Here is an 18854-nt window from a genome sequence, read left to right on the forward strand (position 1 = left end):
AGCATCTATCGAAGGACGGGCCCGAGAAGCAAGCCTTGCTGCGCTATAGCTTCGGCGAACGCCACGCCGCTGCCGCAGCAGCGATCAGCATGAGCAAAGCTGCAATCACCGCCGATGCTGCAAAACCGAACGTGGAATAGAGCGGTCCGAACGCCGTGGTGCCGACGAACACCGCAAGATAGGTCACCGCGCTGTTCAAACCCATGATCGTGCCGCGACGCGCAGGGTCGAGCGCCGACAGGCGCATCACCAGGACGTTCAGCCCGAAATGATTGGCAAGGCCCCAGACGGCTATCACCACTATGGTCAGATGAAAACTACTGCTTGCCGCGGCAATCACTACATAGACGACCGCGACAAGCAGATAGGCAAATGGCATGACACGCCGCGCGCCTAAGCGGTCGATAACGCCGTCAAGAAGTGCCGCCGCGCCAAAGCCGACACCATAGGCGAGCGCGGCCAGCCCGTTGGCACTGACCGGCCGTCCCAAGCCGTTGTGAAGGTGATCGCCCAGATAGCCGTAGATGCCGTAGAACGCGGTCATGAAGGCCGCGCAGGCGACCAGCAGCGGCACTATGCCCGGAACGGCCAACGCACCCAGCGGCGTCGGTGCCGGACCGCTCTTCCTGACATCGCTGAGCGAGGTCAGCGACAGGCTGGCCAAGGCGAGTGCTGAGAGCACCGCGACCGCAGCGAATACGGCGCGCCAATGCACCAGATCGGCAAGCACGGCCGACAGCGAAACCCCGGCGACCATGCTCAGCGTCCAGCCGGTCAGCACGACGCCTATGGTGCCGCTTTCGCGGCCGGGCGGCGCAATCGCGGCGGAGCTGGCATAGATTGCCGGCATGGCGACACCTGCAGCGATGCCGGCGAGAAGCTGGGCCGCGACCAGCGCCGTCACGGTCGGCGCAGCGGCGCTGGCGACGAGCGCTATCGCCAGCAGCAGCAACGCCCCTTGCAGCATGCGGCGGGCGCCAAGCCGATCGATATAGCGCGCCAGGAACAAGGCGCTTGCCGACGTCCCGAGCCCGAACGCGGCCGACGCGATCATAACCGCCGGCACGCTTGTGCCGAAGGACGCGGCCACCGCCGGCGCGATCGGACCGAGCACCAGCGAGTTCGAGCCGATCACGGCAATGCACCCCGTCAGCAGGTAAGCGAGTGCCGGGATTGGCGGCCTGGGCGCCGCTGCGAATGTGGCGACTTGATCAGTGTTCGACATATGGCAATAATGGCCGTATTAAATTCTGCATCAATCGGGAATTTTAATATGGATGAAGAAACAGATGGCATTCCGCAGAACAGGCCCGCCGCCCGCGATATCGATGCAACCGACCGAAAAATATTAGGCGTTCTGGTCGACGACGCCACGATCAGCTATGCCGAGCTCGGCGACCGCGTCGGCCTTTCACCGCCGGCAGCCCATGAACGCGTCAAGCGCCTCCGGCGCAGCGGCGCCATCCGCAACACCGCGGTCATCATCGATCCCAAGGCGGTGCACAAGCCGCTGCTTGCCTTCGTCCATATCGACACAAAGGGGTGGGGAAAGACGCCGGAGCTGATGGCAATCTCCGAACACCCCGAAGTCGAGGAGATCCATTCGGTGGCCGGCGACACATGCATGCTGATCAAGGTCCGCACCGAGGACACGCGGGCGCTCGAGGGCCTGCTGTCGCGCCTCTACGAAACACCCGGCGTCACCTCGACCCGAAGCTATGTGGTCCTGTCGACCTATCTCGAGCGGCCGGTGCAGCCGGGGATAACGACGGAATGGCCGACCCCCCGGCATATGGCCAAGCCGCTTTATTAGCTCAAACGATTCTCACGCGTATCCAAAGTCGAACCGGAAACGTCTCAGGCAAGCATCCTGTGGTCATCCGTCGGGCCGGTTCGTTTGCGCCGGTTCTTGGATCCGACTGGATGCCTGTTGCGCAACCGGAGACACGCGATGAGAAAATTGATCGTGGGCAGCTTCATTTCGCTGGACGGCGGGCCAGGGCGCGGATCGCGCCATCGAGCGGCTGGTGATCCATCTGCCGCCCAAGGAGCGCGCCTGCGTCCTGCTCAAGGATGTCTTCGACTATTCGCTGGAAGAGATTGCCGATCTCGTCGGCTCGACCGTGGGTGGTGTCAAAGCTGCGTTGAACCGAGGCCGCTCTGGGCTGGTGCGGTGGTCGTTTCCAGGCCGGCCTGACCAGCAACAGGACATGCAAGTGTCCGGCATCAACCTCAATGGAATGGGATCGATGCCGGACAAGACATGGGCGGCTTACTGAAGCTTCGCCTGCAGGGCGTTGACGTCATCCGTCGTCATTTCGCCGTCGGTCGTCACCTTGCCGTCGACGATCTTCCAGAGGCGGAACGGGCCGGTGATGTCGCCGTATTTGTCGAAGGCGACCGGGCCGATGACGCCTTCGTAGCGGATCGGCTTGCCATCCTTGATCAGGCCGAGCGCCTTAGCGAACTCGTCCTTGCCGGCATAGATCGGCGTGCCGGCCGGGTCGACCGCCTTGTACATCGCCTCCTTGATCTTGGCTGGATCCTCGGAGCCCGCAATGGCGATGGCCAGGCCGACGATGGCGCCGGCATCATACGACCGGTCGGCCGCCGGGTTCGACGGTTCGATGCCCGAAAATTCCTTGTAGTTCTTGGTGAAATACTCGGTCGATGCGGTCGGGCTGGTGCCGGAGGAAGTGCCGTACGCATCCTTCAGATAATCCGCGCCAACGGATTCGATGAAGTCCGGGCTGTTCATGCCGTCATTGAGCAGGAATTTCTGGACACCGCCCTGCGAAATCCAAGTGCGGGCGATGGTTGCGCCGTCGACAGGCGTGCTGATGAGATAAAGCCCGTCGGGCTCGCCGGCCATCGCCGCCGTCACTTCCGAGGCATAGCTCGACTGCTTTTCATTGTAGGGCGTGTCGGAGACGATGGTGCCGCCGAGTGCCTTATAGGCGCGCGAAAATTCCGCCACCATGTTGACGCCGAAGTCGTTGTTGACGTGGATGACCGCCAGCTTCTTGAAGCCTTTGTCGATGGCATATTTGGCGGCGGCGACGCCCTGCAGCGCATCAGATGTGATGGTGCGGAAGAAGATGCCGTTGGTCTTGCCGTCGCGCCCGAGCGCCGTCAGCGTCGGCGACGAGGAAGCAGGCGACACCTGGACTATCTTGGCCGGAGCGGTGACCGAGGTCAGGATCGGGATCGACACCGAGGAGATGATGCCGCCGATGATCACTGGCACCTTCTTGACCTGCACGAGCTGCGTCGCGGCGTCGACCGCAATGTTGCCCTGGCTCTGGCTGTCGCGCGTGTCGGTTGCGAGATCGCAGCCGCGGACGCCGCCCGCATCGTTGATGTCGCGGAAGGCCATCTCAACCGATTTGGCGCCGGCCTGGCCGTACTCGCCGGCCGGGCCTGTCAGTTCCATGACGAGGCCGACGGTGATCTTGCAATCGGCGGCTTGCGCTGCGCCGGCCGCTGTCAGCAGTGCGAGCGCGGTGGTGATCTGAAGTATGGTCTTTTTCATTGTTGTTCCCCTTTCGTTACACGACTCTCATTGATGTCTTGAGCCTGTTCAGCCTTCCGGCATCTGCAGCCAGGTTTCATGCAGATGTCGCCATTCGACGCCGTTGGGCGCCGATGAACTGGTGGTGAAAACGGCACTTGAGCGGCGGCGGCTATGTTTGCCGGCGCGCTGCTGCGCTTCGATGTAGCTGACGACGATCGTGTCGCCTTGTTGCCAGCCGGCCCGGATTTCCTCGATCGAGATGGTGAAATCGCCGTCACAAGTGGCGCGGCTTGCCCTGACATGGTCGAGCACCGCGTCACGATCGAGGACCTGGCCGTCCGGCACAACCATGCGGAAGCCTTCGCCCATGACGCGTTCGAAGCGCCTGAAATCTGAATTGTCCGCACTCGCCGCATTGAACCAGTCGACGAAGAAGCGGTGGAGATCGACCACCTCGGCGCTGGCGCGGGAAAGCAAGGAGGGCTTTTCGTCCATGGCCGCGTTCATTTCCTGCCTGCATTCAAATTGTAATGCATGATCGAGCCGTGGCGGCCGTGACGGTCGCGTTCCAAAGTGTAGACGTCTCCCAGCGGCCCACGGCTTTGCGCGATCACGGCAGCGATCCTCGCCCGGTCGTCGGCATCGAGCGCGACGTCCATGATTCTGGAATTGGCAAGGGCGTGCGCCTGGTTGCGAGCGCCGACGATGATGGCCGCCACTTGCGGCTGCTCCAGCACCCAGGCGCTGGCGATGGTGGCGATATCGACGCCGTGGCGGTCGGCGACGGCCTTCAGTGTGCGAAGCAACTCCTGGAAAAGCTCCCAGCCACCAAAGTCGTCAATGATCAGCTTGTATTTGACCAGCGATCGGTTTTCGAGCGGCGTCTGCGGCTCGGCAGCGCCAAGCCATTTTTCGCTGAGGAAGCCGCCAGCCACCGAACCGTAGCAGAGGAAACTGACGCCGTGCCGGCTGGCGAGCGCTGCAAGGCTGTTGGCTGGCCGCTGGTCGAGCACCGAGTATTGCAATTGCTGGCTGACCAGCGGCACACCGGCGGCCAGGATCTCGGCCAACCGCGGCGTGTCGAAGTTCGTGGTGCCGATGTTGCGCACCTTGCCTTCCCTGCGGATTTCGTTGAGCCAGCCCATCGCTTCGACATAGCCGGGCAGCGCATAGTCCCACCAGTGGAACTGCACGAGATCGAGCCGCTCGGTCTTCAGCCGCCGCAGCGATTGCTCGACGATGCTGCTGATGTAGTCGCGGCTGATCGTGGAAAGCCGTTCGAGGTCAGGCACCAGCTTGGTGTGCACCTTCATCTTGGCGGCAGCATCAAGGCCACGCTCATTGGCAAGGCGCAGGCGTGCCGCGCCGATCAGCTCCTCTACACCGGTATAGATATCGGCGCAATCATAGGTCCTGATGCCGGCGTCGAAGGTGGCGATCAGGTCGGTTACCGCCTGTTGGCGGTCGATCGCGCCGTGCCCGCCGGCAAGCTGCCAGCCGCCGCGAATAACGCGCGAGATCGTATAGCCGGGGCTGAGCTCGAAAGCCTTGGCGGTCATCTCCGGTCATTCTCCTTCGGCAGCGGCACCGCCGTCGTTTCGGCATGGCTGAACCGCCGCTTGCCGGTCCTGACGATCCTCAGCCGGCTGGCACAATTGGGATCCGGACAAGCGATCTCGGCGTCCGACGTCATCCAGTCGTTCCTGTGGGTCGGGCGCTGCTTTGCGGCCAGAAGCGGCAACACTGCCGCAATGGAATAGATCGAGAAACCTTGCCCCGCTGGCATCGACAGCATCTCGCCCTTCAACTCGAAATAGTCGCCGGGCTTGGCGCCGCAATAGATCGGCTTGCCCTCGGGGATAACCGCCTCGACGCGAAGGTCGAAGAGCTCAAAACTGTCGTCGGTCTCAGCCATTCAGATCTCCACCCGGGTGAAGGTGATGTCGCAGGCACCGTTGCGGCGGATCACGCCACAAGCGGCTGCGAATTTATCGCGATCCTCAGGCACCAGCTGCGCGACGACGCTTCCGGCAAGCCAGCCGATCGGGAACAGCAGGCGTGCACCCGCTCCGTAGAACAGGCCGACGTCAAAGATGGCATTCGGGTTGCCGCCCCACATGCGCGGCGGCACGTAGGACAACACGATGTCGCCCGGCTGCGGCGTCAGCGTTGCGTTCTCCGCCGGCAAGGGCCTGGCATAGGTTTGGCCCTCAAGTTCGGCTGATGGAACCGGGCAGGAGATTTCCGGCCCCGTCCACATAGCATGGATGCCGGCAACGACGCGCGGCTGCTCGAGATACGCCAGCAGGAAGGCAGCGTTGTCGGGCGCCTTTTCAGGCAACAGCAGCGCGGTCACGGAAAGCTTCGAGCGTGGCTCGGTGATGCTGATGCCAGGCGCCGTCATGCCCTCAATCCTTCCTTGCTTGTGGATTGGAGCTTGTCGCGCAGAAAGGCGAAGGGCCGGCTGATATCGGCCACCAGCGCCTCGCGCGCCGCTTGCGCATCCTGCCTCGCAAGCGCTGCGACAATGCTGCGGTGGTAGTGGGCCGTATCGACCTCGCCGGCGTCGGAGAAGGCGTAGATGGCAACGCGGATGCAAGGCCCCGATTGCAACCAGAGGCTCTCGATCATCGGGATCAGCACGGCGGAACCGCAGCAACGGTAGATCTCGAAATGGAAGCTCTGATTGAGCGTGGCCTCGCGGTCGATATCCTTCTTGTGCTTGAGCGCGCGCATCTCGTCCCATTGCCCCAGCATGGCTTCGACCGAAGCGATCTGGCGCGCGTTGATGCGCGTGGCGGCCAGGGCGATCGCTTCGCCCTCGATCAGGGAGCGGGCGCGCAAGAGGTCGTCGATGCGCTCCAGCGTGATCGGCGGCACGCGCACCGAACGGTTGGGAAGCGCCTCCAGCGCCTTCTCGGTGATCAGCCGTCCGAGCGCCTCGCGCACCGGCATGGTGCTGGTGACCAGCGCGTCGGCGAGGCCGCGGATGGTCAGAACCTGGCTTGGCTCGAAAAGGCCGCCGATCAAGGCGCGGCGCAGCTCCGAATAGACGCGATCCTGCACGGTCTCGCGGCCGACCGGCGTAAGCTGGGCTGCGATCACCTCATTGTTCTTTTCGATGGCGGCCTTCTGCATGGGCAATCCCGGTCTTGGCCGTTTTCGGCTTGCGGAAGAAATTAAAGCCGAATAGCGTGATCAAAGCAAGTGTGATCACAAATCAAATCATTGGCGGCGAAGATCGCTTTCGGCCTGAGGGATTCATGGGCGACACGACGGAACGGCAGGAGGAGATCCGCACGCCGGTTCTGACGGCCAGGAACGTCGTCAAGCGCTTCGGCGGCCTCGTCGCGGTCAACAATGTCTCGTTTGACGTCCGGCCGGGTGAAATACTCGGCCTCATCGGCCCGAACGGCGCCGGCAAGACCACGATGTTCGACCTGCTCGCCGGCAGCATTCTGCCGACCAGCGGCGAAATCCTCCTCAATGGCGTATCGGTGTCGGGGGAAGCAGCCCATCGCCGCATCGGCCGCGGCCTTGGCCGCACGTTCCAGATCCCCCGGCCCTTGCCTAACCTGACGCTGATCGAAAACGTCATGCTGGCCGCGCAAGGACAGACTGGAGAAAAACTGCTCGCCAATTTCCTGACGCCCCGGCGAGTCGCTGCCGAAGAGAGGGCTGCCGAGACAAGAGCCGTCGAACTGCTCGAGCTCGTCACGATCGCTCACCTCGCGCACGAACCTGCGCGCGTGCTTTCAGGCGGCCAGCGCAAGCTGCTCGAGTTGGCCCGCGTGATGATGGCCGACCCGGCGATCATCCTGCTCGACGAGCCGGCGGCCGGGGTCAACGCAACCCTGCTCGAGATCATTATCGATCGCATCCGCGACATCAATGCGCGCGGCATCACCTTCCTGCTGATCGAGCACAATATCGACATGGTGACGCGGCTTTGCCACCGCGTCCTGGTCATGGCGAGCGGCCAGCTTCTGTGCGAAGGGACTCCGGAGGAGGTGGCGCGCGACCCGCGCGTCATCGAGGCCTACCTCGGAGGCACGGCATGAGCCAAAAGGTACTCGATGTCCGCGATCTCGAAGCCGGCTACGAGCCTGGCGTTCCGATCGTGCGCGGCGCTTCGATCACCGTCGACCAGGGCGAGATCGTCGTCGTTCTCGGTCCCAACGGCGCCGGCAAGTCGAGCCTTATCAAGGCCATCGCCGGCCTTGTCCCGATCACCGGCGGCGCGGTGCTGCTGGACGGCAAGGATATCACGGCGTCGCCCGCTCACATCATGGTCCGCCTTGGCCTTGCCTTCGTGCCACAGACAGAGAACATCTTCCCGCTGATGTCGGTCGAGGACAATCTCAGGGTAGCATGCGGCATCCTGAGGCCGCGCGAGGTCCCAGCCCGCATCGAGGAAATGTATGCGGCCTTTCCCGATCTCGCCCGTCAGCGCAGAACGGCCGCGGGCAATCTGTCGGGTGGACAGCGGCAGATGCTGGCTGTCGCCCGGGCGTTGATCGTCCATCCCAAGGTGCTGGTGCTCGACGAGCCGTCGGCCGGCCTGTCGCCGAAGTTCGTGGCGACGGTGTTCGAGATGCTGGCCGGCATCCGAAAGTCCGGCGTCACCATCCTGCTGGTCGAACAGAACGCCAAGGCAGCGCTTGCCATTGGAGACCGCGCCTATGTGCTGGTTGAGGGCAAGGAGCGGCACCAAGGCGTCGCCTCCGAGCTCTGGAGCGACCCGGTCGTGGCTGAACTCTATCTTGGCCAGCGCCGCCTCGATCTTGGACAAGGAAGCGCGGCATGAACCTGCAATTCGTCGTCGACGGACTGCTGGCAGGCTCGATGATCGGCCTCGGCGCCATCGGCGTGACACTCACCTATTCGATCCTGCGCTTCTCGAACTTCGCCCATGGCGACTTCATGGCCTGGGGCGCCTATGCGACGCTCGCCGTGGTTGGCGCCATTGGCGCGATTTTCGGCAAGATCGCGCCGATCGCGCCCCTCTCCTTCGGTTGGCCGCTGATCGTCGCGCTCATCATCGGCATGGCGGCCACCGGCCTGCTGGCGCTGGTGCTCGACATGGTGCTGTTCGCGCGGCTGCGGGCCAAGGGCCAGGCGATCATCGTGGTGATGGCGAGCTTCGGCGCCTCGATGGCGCTGAGAAGCCTGCTCGAATTCATCTTCACCTCGCGTCCGACCTATTTCAGCCGGGCGATCCAGATCGCCATACCGATAGGTTTCGGCATCCGCATCACCCCGGACCAGATCGCGCTGCTGCTGCTGACCGCCGTGCTGGTGCTCGGCGTGCATCTCCTGATGGCGCGGACCCAGACCGGCCGCTCGATGCAGGCATTGAGCCAGAACGCGGCACTTGCCCGCATCGTCGGCATCGACGTCGCCAGGGTGGTGCGCGTCACCTGGATCATCGGCGGCGCGCTGGCCTGCGTCGCCGGCGTCATGATCGGCATTCTCATCCAGATCCGCCCGTTCATGGGTTTCGAGATGCTGCTGCCGATGTTCGCGGCCGCCATCCTCGGCGGCATCGGCAGCGTGCCTGGCGCCGTTCTCGGCGGCCTGATCATCGGCATGGCCGAAGCGGCTGCCGTGCATTTGATCGGCGCCGAATGGCGGGCAGCCGTCTCGTTCATCATCCTGATGGCGGTGCTGTTCGTGCGGCCCATCGGCCTTTTCGGAGTGAGGGAACGCTGATGGATCTGCTCGGCTACGGCGCCTTCTTCCTGACCACCGCGCTGATCTTTTCGCTCATCACGCTCGGGCTCAATCTGCAATGGGGGCTGACCGGGCTTTTCAATGTCGGGGTCGCCGGCTTCGTTGCCATCGGCGCCTACACCTCGGCGCTGCTGACCACGCCCGACGATGCCGCGCGCCTGGGCGGCTTCGACCTGCCGATCCTTATCGGCTGGCTTGGCGCCATGCTATTGGGCGGCGTCACCGCCGCCATCACCGGCATTGCCACGCTACGCTTGAGATCGGACTATCTGGCGATCACTACTTTCGGCGTCGCCGTCGTCGTGCAACTGGCAGCGCTCAATGCCCAGAAGCTGACCGGCGGGCCGTTCGGCATCGGCTTTATTCCGCGTCCGTTCGGCGGCCTTGCCGAAACGCCGTTGCTGTTCAACCTTTCGAACCTTGCGATCGTCTCGGTGGTGACGCTGATCGTCTATCTCGCGCTGGAGCATCTGTCGCGCAGCCCGTGGGGGCGCGTGTTGAAGGCGCTTCGCGAGGATGAGCGGGCCGCGATATCCCTAGGCAAAAGCGCACGGTTCTACCGCGTCCAGGCCTTTGCCGTCGGTGGCGCCATCATGGCGCTTGCCGGTGCGCTGCAGGCGCATTTCACCGGCTTCATCGCCCCGGACAATTATTTGCCGGCACTGACTTTCCAGGTCTGGGTGATGCTGATCGTCGGTGGCTCGGGCAGCAACATCGGCGCCGTCATCGGCAGCATCCTGGTCTGGGCGATATGGGCCGGATCGGGAGCCTTGACCAGTATGTTGTTCTCGCCGGAACAGCAGGCCCGCGCCGCTTCGCTGCAGATCGTCGCCATTGGCGTGATGCTGTGCGTCATCCTTCTGGTCAGGCCGAACGGCCTGTTTGGCGACAGGCCGCGGCGTCCAAGGTTCGGCAAACGTCGACGCGTGGCCCCGAGCGAGAGCGGCTCATGAACGCTGTGACCCGGCCGCACGGCGTTTCCCTTTGGCATGCCGTCAGCCGCAGTCGCCGCGACCGGCCCACCCTCGAAGGCGCACTCGATGTCGATCTGGCAATTGTCGGCGGCGGGTTTTCAGGCCTTTCCACCGCGCTGCACAGTGCCGAGAAAGGCATCTCGGTTGCCGTCCTCGAGGCGGAAATCATCGCCTGGGGGGCAACCGGCAGGAATGCCGGCTTCGTCGTGCCGAATTTCGCGAAAAGAGACCCCGACGATATCATTGCCCAACTCGGGCCCGAACGCGGCGAACGCCTTGTCGATTTCGCCGCCGGCAGCGCCGACCTCGTCTTCGACCTGATCAGGCGGCATGCCATCGAATGCGATGCCGTCCAGAGCGGCTGGATACAACCAGCCCATTCACCGGCTGCTTTGCAAAAGACCAGATCGCGCGCCGAACAATGGGCACCGCGCAGAAGGCCGGCTATTGCGCTGGATAGACAGGCGGTCGAAGAGCTGACCGGCGTTCGCGGTTATCTCGGCGGCTGGATCGACAGATCGGGTGGCGTCCTCAATCCGGTCGAATATGCGCGCGGATTGGCCGACGCGGCGGAAAAGGCCGGAGCGCGCATCTTCGAGCATACGCGTGTCGCGTCGATCGATCACATAGGCGATGGTTGGGCTTTGAAGACGGCCTCCGGTTCGGTACGCGCAGGAAAGGTGCTGGTCGCCACCAACGCCTATGGCGGAGCGCTGGATCGGGCGTTGCAGCGAACCTATTTCCCGCTGAAAATCTTCCAGATCGCGACAGCGCCGCTGCCGCGCGAAATACGCACTCGCCTGCTTCCTGGCGGGCAAGGCGTCGGCGACACAAGACGCAATCTCCTCACCTTCCGCTTCGACGGCGAAAACAGGCTGATCACCGGCGGCATGCATGTTTTTGGCCCCGGTGCCGACACGCGGGTGCCGCGGGCGATCTGGCGGCGGCTTGCCAGATATCTCGATCTCCCGGACATCCCGCCGCTTGAATACAGCTGGTCGGGGATGGCTGCCGTCGAGCCCGACTTCCTGCCGCACCTCGTCGATCTCGGCCCCGGGCTGATCGCCGGCTTCGCGTGCAACGGACGCGGCATCGCCATGACCACTGCGATGGGCAAGGTGCTTGCGGATTGGGCTGATGGCACAAAGCCTCAGGATTTGCCGCTGCCGTTTGCGCCGCCGTCGCCGATCCCGTTCCATAGCCTGATGCGGCATGCACCAAACATGGTGCTCCCCTGGAGCATGCTGCGCGACCGGCTGGATGGCTGATCGACGTGCGTCTCTGGCCGCCGTCCTGATACCCGAACTGCTAGACTCGCCCACACCATGTTGTTAACGACAGCGGATGAAGCAGAACTATCTTTATCTCATCATCGGCGCTTTGGCCGTCGCCGTTATTGCGTTGGGGATTTACGTTTATCGCGAGGAGACTAGGCCGAAAGGCGTGGAACTTCGCATCGATGATTCCGGCATTTCAGTTCAGGAAAAATAGACCGCGTAGTCCTGTTGCCCGACTTTGCACTGGAAGTCGGCTTGTACCGCCTCACCCCAACTCCAACGTCGTTATCGCAAAAACTCCGGACTGCACGAGCTGCGGCGCCTTTCCCTTGTACATCCGAGCCGTCTCGAAGCCCGGTTGAAGGCCTGCGGACGACAGCAAGTCTGCAAATTGCCGGCTGGTTTCGGGAACGTCGAGATGGACGTTTCCGGGACCGGACATGTGCGCGAGCGCGGCGAAGAGATGGCTTGCCGCGTCCAGGCTGTCGGCAAAGAGCGGGCCGATCTTGCAGCCGTCCCGGCATTGGCGCGCGACGCCGTATCCCGCAATGGCGCCGTGCTTGAGGATCGCAAGCGCCATATGCGGCGGGCGCAGCCAGTGTTCCAGGAAGGATCGCCTCGGACCGGGAAAGAAGCGGCGGTCATAGTCCAGTATGTCCGGCACGAGTTCCGGCCCTATGGCGCGAATGTCGTTGCCGACGGCTGCCGGCACATTCGGTGACCCCATGAACCGGATCGTCCGGTAGGCCGGTGCAAAACCCATGTTGCGGTAGTTGACCTGCTGTTCGACAACGCCGTCGAGGCCGATCGTGCGGTTGCCGAGCCGCGCTATGCCGGCATCCCAGACCGCCTTGCCATGACCTTGGGCACGCCTGTTCGGCCGGCAGATGTAGAGGCCGATGAAGCCGAAACCGTCGCCATAGGCAACGGCCGAAATGCCGGCCGCCATCTCGCCATCGATAAAGGCGCCGATGAAGCCCTGCGGGTCGGCTGCCTGAAACAGCGCGGCATCGTTAAGGCCGGGATTCCAGCCTTCCGCCGCCGCCCAATCGACAAGGGTTTGCACTTCTTCACGTGCGAGCGTTCGGATCGTTCGGGGCATTGCGATCACTCGGCGGCGCCAGGCGCGAAGGATTTCAACGCGCCATGATAAGACTTTGCCAACGGGCTTGCATAGGCGCCGCGCTTGGATGTCGTCAGGCCAAGGGCGATCAATGCCTCGGCCTGTTTCACGGCAGCGCCCACGCCGTCGATGACCGGAAGCCCGAATTCCCGCTGCAGCGCCGCCGCCAGATCGGCCATGCCGGCACAGCCGAGCACGATCGCCTCGGCGCGATCCTCGTCGATGGCGCGCGCAATCTCGCTGCGCAGCCTGAGCAGTGCGTCGGACGCCGGATCTTCGAGGGCAAGAACCGGGATGTCGGCGGCGCGCACGCGTGCCCGCCCCGCCATGCCATAGCGTTGCACCAGGCCTTCGACCGGCACGCGCGAACGTCCGGTGGTGGTGACGACGGTGAAGCGCTGGGCGATGAACGAGGCCGTGCTGAGCGATGCCTCGCAAATGCCGATGACCGGAATGTTGGCCATGGCGCGCGCGGCATCGAGGCCGGTGTCGTCGAAACAGGCAATGATCGCGGCTTGCGCGCCGGAGCGTTCGCCGGCGGCGATCTCGACCAGCAGGCCGGGCACGGCAAGTGCTTCATCGTAATAGCCTTCGATCGATACAGGTCCCATCGACGAGGTGACGGCAACGATCTTCGTCGATTGAGCAGCGACCGATCGGGCTGCCGCCGCGATAGTGTCGGTCATGCTGGCGGTGGTGTTTGGATTGACGACGAGGATCTGCACTGTCAGGCACGCTCGCGGCGGCGGCCGACATAGACGATTGCGCCGAGCGTCAGCAGGATCACCAGGAAGGAAAACACGGTCGTCACGGTGCCCAGCGCATAGAGCACCGGCGTCGTGACATTCGTCGTCATGCCGTAGATTTCGAGCGGCAACGTGTTGAACGTGCCCGAGGTCATCAGCGTGCGGGCGAACTCGTCATATGACAGAGTGAAGCCGAACAGGCCGACGCCGATCAGGCTGGGCGCGATCATCGGCAGCACGACATGGGCAAAGGTCTGCCACGACGATGCTCCGAGATCGCGCGCGGCTTCCTCATAGGCTGGCGAGAACCGGTTGAAGACAGCAAACATAATCAGCACGCCGAAAGGCAAGGTCCAGGTCAGATGGGCGCCGAAAGCGGAGGTGTACCAGGCGGGGCGGAAGCCGATCTGCTGGAAGACGACGCCGATGCCGAGACTGATGATGATCGACGGCACGACCAGGCTGGCGACGGCCAGATAGAACAGTGCGGTTGCGCCGCGAAATTTCTGCCGGAAGGCCAGGCCGGCGAGCAGCGACACGGCGACAGTGACGACCATCACCATCAGGCCAAGGACGAGCGAGCGTTTGAAGCTGCCGCCGAAGTCGCCGACCGCCTGGCGCTCGAACAAATTGGCGAACCAGTGCAGCGACACGCCGTTCAGCGGAAATGTCAGACCGCCGTTCTCGCCCTGGAAAGAGAGGATCAGGATCGCCGAAAGCGGGCCGTAGAGGAACAACACGAAAAGACCGAAGAACGCCGCCAACACATAGAATTCGAGGGTGCGCTTGTCCTGGCTCATCGCCTCACAGCTCCTTGCGGATGTCGACGATGCGCAGGATGCCCGCGACCATCAGCAGCACCAGCACCAAGAGCACGACGGCGTTGGCGGCAGCTGCCGGATATTGCAGCAGCGACATCTGGTTCTTCATCATCAGCGCGACGGAGGCGCTCTGCCCGCCGGACATCACCTGCACCGTCGAGAAGTCGGCCATCACCAGGGTGACGACGAAAATGGTGCCGATCGCCATGCCGGGCTTGGCGAGCGGAATGACGACGTTCCACAGAACCTGCCAGCCGGAAGCACCGGCGTCGCGCGCGGCTTCTATCAACGACTTGTCGATGCGCATCAGCGTGTTGAAGATCGGCGTCACCATGAACAGCGTATAGAGATGCACCATAGCCAGCACCACGGCGAATTCGGAATAGAGCAGCCATTCGATCGGCTTCGGGATCAGCCCCATTTGCACCAGCGTCGAGTTGACTAGGCCATTGCGGCCAAGCACCGGAATCCACGAGATCATGCGGATGATGTTAGAGGTCAGAAACGGCACCGTGCAGACAAGGAACAGCACCATCTGCATGGCCGTGGTCCTGATATGGAAGGCAAGGAAATAGGCGACCCAGAAACCGATGAACAGCGTCAGCGCCCAGACGATGGCGGCGTATTTCAGTGTATTCAAGTAGGTTTTCCAGGTGACCCAGGAGCCGAGCGTGTCGGAATAATTGGTGGTCAGGAAATCCGGATACATCGCTGCGAAATCGTAGTCCCAGAATGAGACCACGGCGATCATCAGGATCGGCAGCAGGAGGAACGCGCCGAGGATCAGCGCCAGCGGTGCCGCCTGGAGATAGGGTGCGACTCCGGCAAAGGAGCGCCTGCGTCTGGCAGGCTTTGCAGACGTAACGTGCGTGGATTGTTCGAGCGCTACTGCCATCTATATCTCGGTCGAAGTCGGCGATGCGACTGAGGGGTGTTCCCTTCTCCCCCTGTGGGAGAAGGTGGCCGAGCGAAGCTCGGTCGGATGAGGGGTGTTCCAGCTTGGCACCAACAGTGCTCCGTCCAGCACCCCTCAACCGTCTTGGCGCTGCGCGCCAATCCACCTTCTCCCACAAGGGGAGAAGGCAGAGGGCATCAAGCAGCGATGAACTCGTTCCAGCGCTTCACCATGTAGCGGTCCTCGTCCATGACCGAGTTCCAGCAGGCGACCTTGCCCATGCGCTCTTCGAACGAGCCGCCGTCACGCACGGCGCCAGCCTTTTCCATGACCTTGCCGTCCGGCGACAGGATATCGCCCTTTGCCGGCTTGCCTTCGATCCAGTAGCCCCACTCGTCCTCGGACATGAACTTCTTGGCCGACACCATGTTGGCCGAGTAATAGCCCTGGCGGTTGAGATAGCCGCCAACCCAGCCGGACGTGTACCAGTTGATGTATTCATAGGCGGCATCGAGTTCGGCGCCGGAGAGATGGGCTGCCAGGCCAAGCCCGCCACCCCAGGACCGGTAGCCTTCCTTGAGCGGCTGGAACCGGCACGCGATGCCCTTGGAGCGGACCGCGGCCACGGCCGGCGACCACATCGACTGGATTACGACTTCGCCTGAAGCCATCAGGTTGACGCTCTCGTCGAAGGATTTCCAGAAGGCGCGGAACTGGCCGGCTTGCTTGGCCTTGATCAGGAAGTCGATCGTCTTGTCGATCTCCTCCTTGGTCATGTTGCCCTTGTCGGCGTATTTGATGTTGCCCGTTGCCTCCATGATCATCGCCGCATCCATGATGCCGATCGACGGGATGTTGAGGATGGCGGTCTTGCCCTTGAAGGCCGGATCCATGATGTCGGCCCAGGTGGTGATATCGCGGCCGACGAGGTCGGGGCGGATGCCGAGCGTATCGGCATTGTAGATCGTCGGCACCATGGTGAACCAGTTGGTCGGCGCCTTGGCGAAGACCTTGCTGTCCTGCGCCTCGACGTAACCGACGGTATGCGGCGCGGTGCCCTGGGCAATGACGCTGTCCGGCGTCAGCTTGCCGGTTTTGAACAGCGGCACCAGCTCGTCGTAATATTTCAGCTTGCTGACATCCATCGGCTGCAGGACGCCTGTCGGGAACACCTTCTTGCAGATCCAGTATTCGATGTCGGCGATGTCGTAGCTGTCGGGCTGCGTCACGGCGCGCTGCGCGGCGGCGTCGGAATCGGTTGCTGTCATCTCCAGCGTGATGCCGAGGTCGGCCTTGCACTTGTCGGCGATGGCATTGAGGTTGGATACGCCGGTGCCGAACTGGCGCAGCGTAATGTTCGATTGCGCCCAGATGGTCGGAAAGCCAGATATGGCGCCGGAACCGGCGGCGAAACCGACGGCGGCGGCACCTGTCTTGAGCAGCGAACGTCGCGATATTCCAGTCTTCTTGTCGGTGGTGTTGGTCATGTTCAGTTCCCCTGTTTTGGTTGGTTATGCTGGATTTCAGGAATCGAGACGGCCAAGGACGATCGCGTCCTCGGCGTCCCAGGCGATCGGCACTGCGTCGCCGACGGCAACCGGCCTGGCGAAGAAGCTGGTGTCGTCGACGATCACCGTGAAATCTTCGATGCCGGCGCCATTGACCAAGAGCTTCACGGTCGAACCGCGGTACTCGATGTTTGAAACGATGCCAGTGAAGCCGAGCCCGGCTGCCGGCGGCTCGCCGATGCGCACGTGGTCGGTGCGAATGGCGATGTCGATGGGTTCCCCGGTCTCCCTGCCCTGCCCGCTGGCGGCGAGCGTGACGCCGACGGGCACATCGAAAACGACCATGCCGTCGCGACTGCCGGCGACGCGCCCGGAGATGACATTGTGGTCGCCCATGAAACGAGCGACGAAGGCCGTGGCCGGCCGCTCGAACACCGTGCGAGGGTGCGCCGCCTGCTCGATACGGCCGTCGTTCATCACCACGATCAGGTCGGCCAGCGCCATCGCCTCTTCCTGGCTGTGGGTGACGTGGACGAAAGTGATGCCGAGCGACGTCTGCAGCTTCTTCAGTTCGGCTCGCATGCGGATCTTCAGGAAAGGATCGAGCGCGGAAAGCGGTTCGTCGAGCAACAGCGCCTCGGGATCGGTGATCAAGGCGCGCGCAAGGGCAACGCGCTGCTGCTGCCCGCCGGAAAGCTGCGCCGGGCGGCGGCTGGCATAGGCCTCCATCTGCATCAGCTTCAGCATGTCGAGCGCCTTGGCGCGGCGCTCCTCCTTGCCGACGCCTTTCATCTTCAGGCTGAAGGCGACGTTGTCGATCAGGTCGAGATGCGGAAACAGTGCGTAGGACTGGAACATCATGGCAGTGCCGCGCCTGGCCGGCGGCAGGTCGGTGACCACTGTGTTGCCGAGACGCACGTCGCCACTCGATATGCTCTCGTGCCCGGCGATCATGCGCAGCGTCGAGGTCTTGCCACAGCCGGACGGACCGAGCAGGCAGCAATAGGTTCCGGCAGGGATTTTCAGGCTGATGCTTTCGACGGCAGTCGTCGCGCCATAGACTTTCGAAACGGACACAATGTCGATTTCGGCGGCTTTGGACATCCAGCTTCCCCTTTGGTCGGATTAGCCAAAGCATCATGCGTGCCAGTTGCGCACCGCCGCGCCAACTGACTGAATCCTCGAAGAAATCAGGGCCGCCTCTATGTAGCTGCCGATACGTCGGCCTTGTGCAATGCACAAATTATAGGCGATTGCCGCCGATCTCCGCAAAGATCGTATGCAATCTTTTTCATCTCTGTATTCACTTTGTCTCTCGTCCAAGCGATGCGATTCAGGGTAGAAGAACGCAGGACCACTGCCATGAACATTGCCGACCAGACCTTCCCTGCTATCGAGGCCGCCAACGAGGATCGCGCGCAGGCGATCCGCGACCAGTTGCGCGACGCGATCGTCGATCGCCGGCTGGCGCCGGGAACAAAGCTTTCCGAAGGCGAAGTCGGCACGCTGTTCGATGTCAGCCGCACCGTGGCGCGTGCCGCACTGCAGATGCTTTCCTTCGAGGGATTGGTGCGCACCGAGCGCAATCGCGGCGCCTTCGTCGCCAATCCGTCGCCGGAGGAAGCGCGGCAGGTTTTTGCTTCGCGCCGGCTCATCGAACCAGGCATCGCGATCGCCGCCGCCGGACGGATGACGCCGGCGCATGTCGCCGCGTTCAAGGCCCAGCTCGACGAAGAAGGCCGTTTCATCGCCGAACGCGGACCGAACGCAAGGCGATCGGAGATCAAGGCGTCGGGGGATTTTCACCTGCTTCTGGCGTCGGTCGCGGGAAACGTCATCCTGCAGCGCTTCATGGAGGAATTGGTCGCTCGTTCATCGCTGGTGATCGCACTCTATGGCCGCTCGGGCATCTCGAGCTGCGGCCACAACGAACACACGCAGATCCTCGAGGCGCTGGAAAATGGCAATGCCGAACGCGCCAGCGCGCTGATGCTGCACCACATCGACCATATCGAGGCCGACCTCGATTTGCGCGTCAGGAGCGGCCCGGCACTCAGGCAGGCGCTCGAGTTCTGAAAATTTGCCGTTCGCGGCAACCTCGCCATGCCCATAATCACCTTTGCCCGACAAGCGCTTGCCTTGCGAAGCGCGCGCGGCGCACGCCTTCCCCCAAAGCGCAAGATACGGCCGGCGGTTGAGGTGCCGTACACGATACGTAAGTGCACCTGTTCAATGATTGCGTCGAGATAAGCGTCACATGCTC

General features: G+C 63.1%; 22 protein-coding genes. 9 read left to right on the forward strand and 13 right to left on the reverse strand.

What is annotated here, in order from left to right:
* Positions 1-43: 43 nt before the first annotated feature.
* Positions 44-1225 carry an MFS transporter gene (locus tag NKH41_RS03845; protein WP_352612215.1) on the reverse strand — a complete coding sequence of 394 codons (1182 nt, stop codon included), beginning with the start codon at positions 1223-1225 and terminating at the stop codon, positions 44-46.
* 48 nt (positions 1226-1273) lie between these two features.
* Here NKH41_RS03845 and NKH41_RS03850 point away from each other — a divergent pair, with 48 nt between their 5' ends.
* Positions 1274-1813: an Lrp/AsnC family transcriptional regulator gene (locus tag NKH41_RS03850; protein WP_352452390.1), complete on the forward strand. Its 540-nt coding sequence runs from the start codon at positions 1274-1276 to the stop codon at positions 1811-1813.
* Positions 1814-2015: 202 nt separating this feature from the next.
* Positions 2016-2279, forward strand: a complete 264-nt coding sequence (locus NKH41_RS03855; RefSeq protein WP_352503014.1) for a sigma-70 region 4 domain-containing protein — start codon at positions 2016-2018, stop codon at positions 2277-2279.
* Here NKH41_RS03855 and NKH41_RS03860 read toward each other — a convergent pair.
* From NKH41_RS03860 to NKH41_RS03885, 6 genes are read right to left on the reverse strand one after another with little or no spacing between them, the layout of a single operon-like run.
* Positions 2273-3532, reverse strand: a complete 1260-nt coding sequence (locus NKH41_RS03860; protein WP_352768424.1) for an ABC transporter substrate-binding protein — start codon at positions 3530-3532, stop codon at positions 2273-2275. The two genes, NKH41_RS03855 and NKH41_RS03860, sit on opposite strands and share 7 nt — an antisense overlap.
* A gap of 48 nt (positions 3533-3580) precedes the next feature.
* The gene (locus tag NKH41_RS03865) at positions 3581-4009 is read right to left on the reverse strand and encodes a DUF4440 domain-containing protein (protein WP_352542251.1); all 429 of its coding nucleotides are present in this window, start codon (positions 4007-4009) and stop codon (positions 3581-3583) included.
* Between the two features lie 8 nt (positions 4010-4017).
* On the reverse strand, positions 4018-5073 hold the full coding sequence (locus tag NKH41_RS03870; protein WP_352542252.1) for an aldo/keto reductase: 1056 nt from the start codon (positions 5071-5073) through the stop codon (positions 4018-4020).
* Positions 5070-5429 carry a TIGR04076 family protein gene (locus tag NKH41_RS03875; RefSeq protein ID WP_352472221.1) on the reverse strand — a complete coding sequence of 120 codons (360 nt, stop codon included), beginning with the start codon at positions 5427-5429 and terminating at the stop codon, positions 5070-5072. The genes NKH41_RS03870 and NKH41_RS03875 overlap by 4 nt, the downstream gene beginning before the upstream one ends.
* Positions 5430-5918, reverse strand: a complete 489-nt coding sequence (locus NKH41_RS03880; RefSeq protein WP_352768421.1) for a DUF3830 family protein — start codon at positions 5916-5918, stop codon at positions 5430-5432. It abuts the gene before it with no gap.
* Positions 5915-6652, reverse strand: a complete 738-nt coding sequence (locus tag NKH41_RS03885) for a GntR family transcriptional regulator (RefSeq protein WP_352768419.1) — start codon at positions 6650-6652, stop codon at positions 5915-5917. The genes NKH41_RS03880 and NKH41_RS03885 overlap by 4 nt, the downstream gene beginning before the upstream one ends.
* A gap of 125 nt (positions 6653-6777) precedes the next feature.
* Here NKH41_RS03885 and NKH41_RS03890 point away from each other — a divergent pair, with 125 nt between their 5' ends.
* The 6 genes from NKH41_RS03890 (at position 6778) to NKH41_RS03915 (ending at position 11712) form a co-directional block, all read left to right on the forward strand.
* Positions 6778-7575 carry an ABC transporter ATP-binding protein gene (locus tag NKH41_RS03890; RefSeq protein WP_352612206.1) on the forward strand — a complete coding sequence of 266 codons (798 nt, stop codon included), beginning with the start codon at positions 6778-6780 and terminating at the stop codon, positions 7573-7575.
* On the forward strand, positions 7572-8321 hold the full coding sequence (locus NKH41_RS03895) for an ABC transporter ATP-binding protein (protein WP_352612204.1): 750 nt from the start codon (positions 7572-7574) through the stop codon (positions 8319-8321). Before NKH41_RS03890 ends, NKH41_RS03895 begins: the two co-directional genes overlap by 4 nt.
* A complete protein-coding gene (locus tag NKH41_RS03900) occupies positions 8318-9226 on the forward strand; it encodes a branched-chain amino acid ABC transporter permease (protein WP_352768417.1) in 909 nt (302 codons plus the stop codon). The genes NKH41_RS03895 and NKH41_RS03900 overlap by 4 nt, the downstream gene beginning before the upstream one ends.
* The gene (locus NKH41_RS03905; protein WP_352768506.1) at positions 9223-10200 is read left to right on the forward strand and encodes a branched-chain amino acid ABC transporter permease; all 978 of its coding nucleotides are present in this window, start codon (positions 9223-9225) and stop codon (positions 10198-10200) included. The genes NKH41_RS03900 and NKH41_RS03905 overlap by 4 nt, the downstream gene beginning before the upstream one ends.
* Entirely contained in the window at positions 10197-11489 is a 1293-nt protein-coding gene (locus NKH41_RS03910; protein WP_352768415.1) for an NAD(P)/FAD-dependent oxidoreductase, read from the forward strand. Before NKH41_RS03905 ends, NKH41_RS03910 begins: the two co-directional genes overlap by 4 nt.
* A gap of 76 nt (positions 11490-11565) precedes the next feature.
* A complete protein-coding gene (locus tag NKH41_RS03915) occupies positions 11566-11712 on the forward strand; it encodes a hypothetical protein (protein WP_352452379.1) in 147 nt (48 codons plus the stop codon).
* 51 nt (positions 11713-11763) lie between these two features.
* Here the strand turns inward: NKH41_RS03915 and NKH41_RS03920 are convergent, their stop codons facing one another.
* The 6 genes from NKH41_RS03920 to NKH41_RS03945 all read right to left on the reverse strand — a co-directional run bounded on the left by NKH41_RS03920 (position 11764) and on the right by NKH41_RS03945 (position 17695).
* Positions 11764-12600: a GNAT family N-acetyltransferase gene (locus NKH41_RS03920; protein ID WP_352768412.1), complete on the reverse strand. Its 837-nt coding sequence runs from the start codon at positions 12598-12600 to the stop codon at positions 11764-11766.
* A gap of 5 nt (positions 12601-12605) precedes the next feature.
* Complete coding sequence (locus tag NKH41_RS03925) at positions 12606-13346, reverse strand: aspartate/glutamate racemase family protein (protein WP_352472211.1); 741 nt, start codon at positions 13344-13346, stop codon at positions 12606-12608.
* Between the two features lie 2 nt (positions 13347-13348).
* Positions 13349-14167 carry an ABC transporter permease gene (locus tag NKH41_RS03930; RefSeq protein WP_352451583.1) on the reverse strand — a complete coding sequence of 273 codons (819 nt, stop codon included), beginning with the start codon at positions 14165-14167 and terminating at the stop codon, positions 13349-13351.
* A gap of 4 nt (positions 14168-14171) precedes the next feature.
* Positions 14172-15083: an ABC transporter permease gene (locus tag NKH41_RS03935; protein ID WP_352612193.1), complete on the reverse strand. Its 912-nt coding sequence runs from the start codon at positions 15081-15083 to the stop codon at positions 14172-14174.
* A 197-nt stretch (positions 15084-15280) separates the two neighbouring features.
* Positions 15281-16570, reverse strand: a complete 1290-nt coding sequence (locus tag NKH41_RS03940) for an ABC transporter substrate-binding protein (RefSeq protein WP_352472208.1) — start codon at positions 16568-16570, stop codon at positions 15281-15283.
* Positions 16571-16606: 36 nt separating this feature from the next.
* Positions 16607-17695, reverse strand: a complete 1089-nt coding sequence (locus NKH41_RS03945) for an ABC transporter ATP-binding protein (protein WP_352768409.1) — start codon at positions 17693-17695, stop codon at positions 16607-16609.
* Positions 17696-17953: 258 nt separating this feature from the next.
* On the opposite strand from NKH41_RS03945, the gene NKH41_RS03950 reads away from it, so the two are divergent.
* Positions 17954-18667, forward strand: coding sequence for a GntR family transcriptional regulator (locus NKH41_RS03950; protein WP_023676076.1), 714 nt, complete (start codon positions 17954-17956; stop codon positions 18665-18667).
* Positions 18668-18854 lie beyond the last annotated feature (187 nt).

It is taken from the genome of Mesorhizobium sp. M1169, from assembly GCF_040318345.1.
Classification (GTDB): domain Bacteria; phylum Pseudomonadota; class Alphaproteobacteria; order Rhizobiales; family Rhizobiaceae; genus Mesorhizobium.